Below are 6,156 nucleotides of genomic sequence, written 5' to 3' on the forward strand. Positions count from 1 at the left end.
GAAAGTGAAAAATCCGTGTTTCGAAAATGGCATCCTCCATTACAGAGTTACTGATATATGCACCGACAGCTTGGACGATGAAGCATTATGCTACTTTTTTTTCTGGCACTTTGCGCAAAAATGCGTGCCTCTTCCTCCAACGACAATTTTCGAAATCATCGTTCCGCAATTTTTGCATGGCTCGTCTTTTTTTCCGTACACAAAATGCTGCAGCTGGAACATTCCGATTTCCCCTTGGGAGTTGATATATGAACGGACTGTGCTTCCGCCCGCATCAATCGCCTCCTGCAGAGTGTTTTTGATTTCAGCGTGAAGGGTTTTGATTGTTTTATCTGATAATTGATTTGCTTTTATCTCGGGATGAACACCCGCTCTGAAAAGAGCCTCATCCACATAAATGTTTCCTAGTCCAACTACCGTTTTTTGATCCAGTAGGGCAGTTTTGACAGCGCGGTTTGTTTTCGCAAGCCGTTCTTTTAAATACGCACTCGTAAATTCTTCTGCATCCGGCTCCGGACCTAACTGAGAAAGCGGGAGCTCGCCCGCTTCTTCTCCCGGTTTAAATAAGTGCATGGTTCCAAATTTCCGCACATCCCTGTACCGGAGCTGGGTTCCATCCGTCATCGTGAATATGACATGCACGTGTTTATCGTCAGGCTCCTCGGCTTGATGAAGACCGTATTTTCCTTCCATTCGAAGGTGAGAAACCATAACATAATGATCTAAATGAAACAGTAAAAACTTTCCCCGTCTTCCGATGGACTGTATCGTTTCTCCTGCTAGTTTTCGCGCAAATTCCTCCGGTTCGGCAGGCCGTTTGATGATATTCGGCCATCTGATCTCTACCGATTTGATTGTTTTTCCCTTTACAAGCCCGGTCAGAGTGCGCCGGACCGTCTCAACCTCTGGTAATTCCGGCACATCCATCACTTCCTATCTCTGTTTATTTCGCATCGTACCAAGATGGGCCTGATGCAAAGTCCACCTTTAACGGCACATCTAATGCAAGCGCATGCTCCATCACTTCAGGAACAAGCTTTTCAAGAATTTCAATTTCTTCCTTTGGCGCCTCAAAAATCAATTCATCGTGTACTTGAAGCAGAAGCCTTGCTTTCAACTGTTTTTCTTTCAGCTTGGCAGCCATGTCAATCATGGCTTTTTTGATAATATCAGCGGCGCTTCCTTGAATCGGCGTATTCATGGCCGTCCGCTCCGCAAAACTTCGGATATTAAAGTTCCGGCTCGTCAGCTCAGGGATGTAGCGGCGGCGATGCATAAGGGTTGTTACGTATCCTTTTTGTTTCGCTTCCTGTACTGAATCTTCCATGTACGCTTTTACGCCTTGGAAGCTTTCCAGATAGCGGTCGATAAATGCTCCCGCTTCCTTCCGAGTAATGCCGAGGTTCTGTGACAGACCGTAATCGCTGATCCCGTAAACAATGCCAAAGTTGACCGCTTTCGCCTGGCGTCTCATCGCAGATGTCACTTCATCCTTAGCGACATGGAACACATCCATTGCCGTTTTCGTGTGAATATCCATATCATTTGTAAAAGCTTCGATCAGATTTTCATCCTTTGAAATATGGGCAAGCACCCGCAGCTCGATTTGTGAATAATCGGCTGCAAAAATGAGCCAGTCTTTTTCAGACGGCACAAAAGCTTGGCGAATTTTCCGCCCTTCCTCAAGCCTGATCGGAATGTTTTGCAGGTTCGGATCAGTCGAGCTGAGACGGCCAGTTTGCGTTAAGGCCTGGTTAAATCGCGTGTGCACTTTATGCGAATCCGGTCTCGTCACCTTTAAAAGCCCTTCGATATATGTTGATTGAAGCTTGCCAATTTGTCTGTACTGTAAAATATAGTCGACAATATCATGCTTGTCAGCCAGCTTTTCAAGCACATCGGCAGACGTAGAATAGCCTGTTTTCGTTTTCTTTACGACAGGAAGGCCGATCTTTTCAAATAAGATGACGCCTAGCTGTTTCGGAGAATTGATGTTAAACGGCTCTCCCGCAATCTCATGGATTTTTTCTTCATATTCCTTCAGCTTCGCACCCAGTTCTTCACCCATCCGTTTTAAACGGTCAACATCGACCTTGACGCCAGTTGATTCCATTTCGCCAAGAATAAGCGCAAGAGGCATTTCCAGCTCTTCAAACAGTTCAAGCTGGTCGTTGTTTTCCAGCTCCTGAACGAGCTTTTCCCGAAGGCTTTGAATTGCTAACGCTTTTCGGCCAAGGTGCTCAGACAGTACGTCTTCTGACGGCACTGCCCGTTTTGCTCCTTTTCCATAAACTGATTCATCACTTGAAACGATATGCAGGCCGTAATCCTTAGCCACACTCGCAACGTCGTCATATGAATTGCCCGGGTTGATGATATAAGCCGCAAGGAGCGTATCAAACTCGGCTCCTTTCAGCTCAATGCCCTGCCAGCGCAAAGCGACAACAGCCCGCTTGCTGTCGAAGACCCATTTCTTCTGCTCGTCATTTTCCACCCATTCTTTAAACACCTCAGACTCAACGGCAGTGTCTTTCGGAATGAAATAAGCTCCCGTTTCATTTACGATCGAAAATCCGAGAATCGGCTCTTCATGATAATTATCGCCAATCTGTTCAACGACAAATGCGGATGGAGAAACCAATATATCGCTTGTCACGTCTGTGACTGTTTTGACATTAATGTCTTCCAACGATTGATCCTGTTCTGCTTCTGCACTGTCTTCTCCAAGCCGTTCAAGAAGCGTGTTGAAGCCAAGATCTTTAAAGATGGCAATGACCTGTTCACGATTAAAGCCTTGATATTCCAGGCCGGAAACAGATACCTCAATCGGAGCATCCGTCATAATTGTCGCAAGCTCCTTGCTCATCAATGCCTGATCCTTAAACTCCTCAAGCTTTTCCTTCAATTTCTTTCCGCTCACCTCGTCAATGGACTCCAGCAGCTTTTCAACGGAATCAAATTGTTTTAAAAGCTTAATCGCAGTCTTTTCTCCGACGCCGGGCACACCCGGAATATTATCTGAGGAATCGCCCATCAGACCCTTCATGTCAATGATTTGTTCAGGCGTAAGCCCATATTTCTCTTTGACATGCTCCGGTGTGTAAAATTCAACATCGGTAATTCCCTTTCTCGTAATGGCAACTGTCGTTTTGTCCGTTGCCAGCTGGGTTAAATCCTTATCCCCTGAGAAAACCTTTACTTCAAATCCGTCTTTTTCAGCCGATTTGGCCAGTGTGCCGATAATATCATCCGCTTCATATTGTTCCAGTTCATAGCGGCTGATCTGGTAGGCATCCAGCAGCTCGCGGATAAACGGCATTTGTTCGGAAAGCTCAGGCGGGGTTTTCTGTCTGCCGCCTTTATATTCTTTAAATGTGCCGTGACGAAATGTTGTTTTCCCGGCATCAAACGCAACCAGCATGTGCGTCGGTTTTTCATCCTCAAGCATTTTCATCAAAATCATCGCAAAGCCGTATACAGCATTTGTATGAACACCTTTATCATTGCTTAACAGCGGCAATGCAAAAAACGCCCGGTAAGCCAGACTGTTTCCGTCTACAAGCACTAATTTTTTTCGTTCCGTCATTCAATTTCCTCCTAAGAAGCCTCAGGCTTCCATTCATCTCTTACATAGTCATTAGCTCCTCTTATTTTAACAAAGTTCAATTTGAAAGGAAAATACGTGAACTATAAGAGAAGACACAAAAAAGGACGGGAACACAAATAGGTTCCCGCCGTCAAAATTGGCTCCTTGGATGAAGGGGTTCTACTACATCCTACCAGCATAGGTTTAACAGTGCATGAAGATATTGTTAAACCTTTGTAAACATTAGGCGGACTTTTCAGCGGCCCGTTTCAGCGTCACGGTAAAGACAGTTCCCCGTCCAAGCTCGCTTGTGACATCAATTTTCCCTTCATGAGCCTCTATTAAATGCTTGACAATCGCAAGGCCCAGCCCGGTTCCGCCCGAATTCCTGCTTCTGTCTTTATCTACGCGGTAAAAGCGTTCAAAGATGCGCGGAATTTCTTCTTTCTGAATTCCGATTCCAGAATCGGCAACCTCAATCTGAATGTCTTTTTCTCTGGGCTTTACATTGATAGCCACGGAGCCCCCCTCAGGCGTGTAGGTTAACGCATTGTTTACGAGATTAAGAAATACCTGTTTCAGCCTGTACGGGTCACCAGATACATATTGAGGGTCTTTCGGGACATTCAGGTGCAAGGAGATGCCTTTCTCATCCGCCTTATGCTTCAGAAGCGTTTCAATCTCAACAAGCATTTTGGCCGGCTCAAACGTTTCGATACTGAGCGTGAAATTTTGCTGCTCGATTTTTGAGAGATCGAGCAAATCCTGAACCAAAGACTGAAGCCTTTCGCTTTCCTTAAGAATAATAGAGAGAAATTCAGAAAGCGCCTCTTTGTCTTCCATCGCCCCATCCAATAACGTCTCCGTAAACCCTTTTATGGACGTAATCGGTGTTTTCAGCTCATGAGAAACATTGGCCACAAAATCCTTCCTCATCTGCTCTAATTTCTTTGTTTCCGTCATGTCATGGAAAACAAGCACAATTCCTTTCCATTCATCGTCCGGCCCCATAATCGGAACGCCGTCCACTTCAAAATAACGCCGTTCTATTTTGATCGGCAGTCTTAACAGCTTGCATTTCTTTGTCTCCGTCATAAAAATGTCTTCGACAAGCTGGATCACTTCTTCATGTTCAAATGCATCGTGATAAAGACGGCGCAGCATATGATTCGGATTGATATGAAACTGCTTGGCGTAAGACCTGTTTACGAGATTAATAAAGCCTCTTCCGTCGATCATAATCAGCCCGGAGCCAATGTTTTCAATGACTGTCAGCAGCCGATCCCGCTGCATTTCCTGCGTTCGCGTCATTTCCATCAGATCAATGGCAAGGCTGTTCATCGCATGTCCTAGCTTATCAGAACGCCTAATATAGCCGCCGTACGTCCGTGCATCGTAGTTGCCCTTAGAGAGTTCTGTGGCTACATTTGTCGCTGACTCAATTGACCTTTTATAACGTGAGGTCATGCTGGAATAAAAATAAACAATGACGATAAATGCGGTACAAAGACTGGCCGTCAGCATCCCCCACAATTCGCCTTTTAAGCCGTCGCTTTTTTCAGAGGCGGAAAGCAGCACATATCCTGTTTTTTCACCTTCGCTTCTAAGTGAAAGTCCGTAATAAAGCTTGTTATCTGTTGTTGACAGAATACCCTCATGGCCAGAAACAAGCGCCTGCACCTTTTGGGAATCAGCCGATCTCCCGTTTGACCCATACAGCACCTTACCGTCTGTATCGATAACGGATGCGCTCACATCAAGCGCGCCGCCTGCATCTTTAATGATTTTCTCATTTGCTTGATTATTCAGATTGCCGGCATCAAGAAGCGAAGCCAAGTATTTTGCTTCTTTTTCAATGTGTTCCTCTGCTTTCCTTTGATCAGATGTTTCAAAAAGCTGCTGTAAAAACAGCCCGAGAACACAAAACACCAGAATCATACAGACAACGAATACAGAAAAAAGGCGCACACGGTATTTATTCATTCATTTTTGGCTCCTCCAGTTTATACCCCAATCCCCTAATCGTTTTAATGTAGATCGGTTTTTTGGTATTGTTTTCAATTTTGTCGCGAAGATGGCTGATGTGAACATCAACAATTCTCGTATCTCCGGCAAAATCATAATTCCAGACTGCGCTCAGCAGCAGGTCTCTTGTCAGAACTCTGCCTTTATGTCTGCCTAAATAGAGCAACAGTTCGAATTCTTTCGGTGTCAATTCAAGCTGACTTTCTTTAAAGTACGCTTCATAATGATCAGGCAGGATTTTCAGATCGCCGATTACGATCTGGCCTTCCATTTCATCGTTCTTCATCTCACTAGAGGGCGCAGCTATTTCCGAACGCCTTAAAATCGCTTTGACTCTCGCATTTACTTCCCTTGGACTGAACGGCTTGGTCATATAATCATCAGCACCGAGCTCCAGCCCTAATACTTTGTCGAATTCCTCATCCTTCGCTGTCAGCATTAAAATGGGAAACATCAGTTTTTGCTGTCTCAGCTGCTTGCATACTTCGATTCCGTCCAATTTTGGAAGCATCACATCAAGCACAATCAAATCAGGCTTCTCTGTT

General features: G+C 45.1%; 4 protein-coding genes. All 4 read right to left on the reverse strand.

Features of this window, described 5'->3' with window-relative positions; all coding sequences use genetic code 11:
* Positions 1-90: 90 nt before the first annotated feature.
* Positions 91-921 carry a DNA-formamidopyrimidine glycosylase gene (gene mutM / locus RAC86_RS33910; RefSeq protein ID WP_019712903.1) on the reverse strand — a complete coding sequence of 277 codons (831 nt, stop codon included), beginning with the start codon at positions 919-921 and terminating at the stop codon, positions 91-93.
* 22 nt (positions 922-943) lie between these two features.
* On the reverse strand, positions 944-3,586 hold the full coding sequence (polA, locus tag RAC86_RS33915; RefSeq protein WP_019712902.1) for a DNA polymerase I: 2,643 nt from the start codon (positions 3,584-3,586) through the stop codon (positions 944-946).
* A gap of 243 nt (positions 3,587-3,829) precedes the next feature.
* Positions 3,830-5,569, reverse strand: coding sequence for a sensory box histidine kinase PhoR (gene phoR / locus RAC86_RS33920; RefSeq protein ID WP_029726381.1), 1,740 nt, complete (start codon positions 5,567-5,569; stop codon positions 3,830-3,832).
* On the reverse strand, positions 5,562-6,156 hold a 595-nt coding region (gene phoP, locus RAC86_RS33925), incomplete at its 5' end, for a two-component system response regulator PhoP (protein WP_377886567.1). The genes phoR and phoP, both read right to left, overlap by 8 nt.

The organism is Bacillus sp. LR_5, from assembly GCF_042709275.1.

What these genes read in the sequence shown, in the direction of transcription:
- polA (WP_019712902.1), bottom strand. Translation starts at nt 3,586, where the DNA reads ATGACGGAACGAAAAAAATTAGTGCTTGTAGACGGAAACAGTCTGGCT.
- phoR (WP_029726381.1), bottom strand. Translation starts at nt 5,569, where the DNA reads ATGAATAAATACCGTGTGCGCCTTTTTTCTGTATTCGTTGTCTGTATG.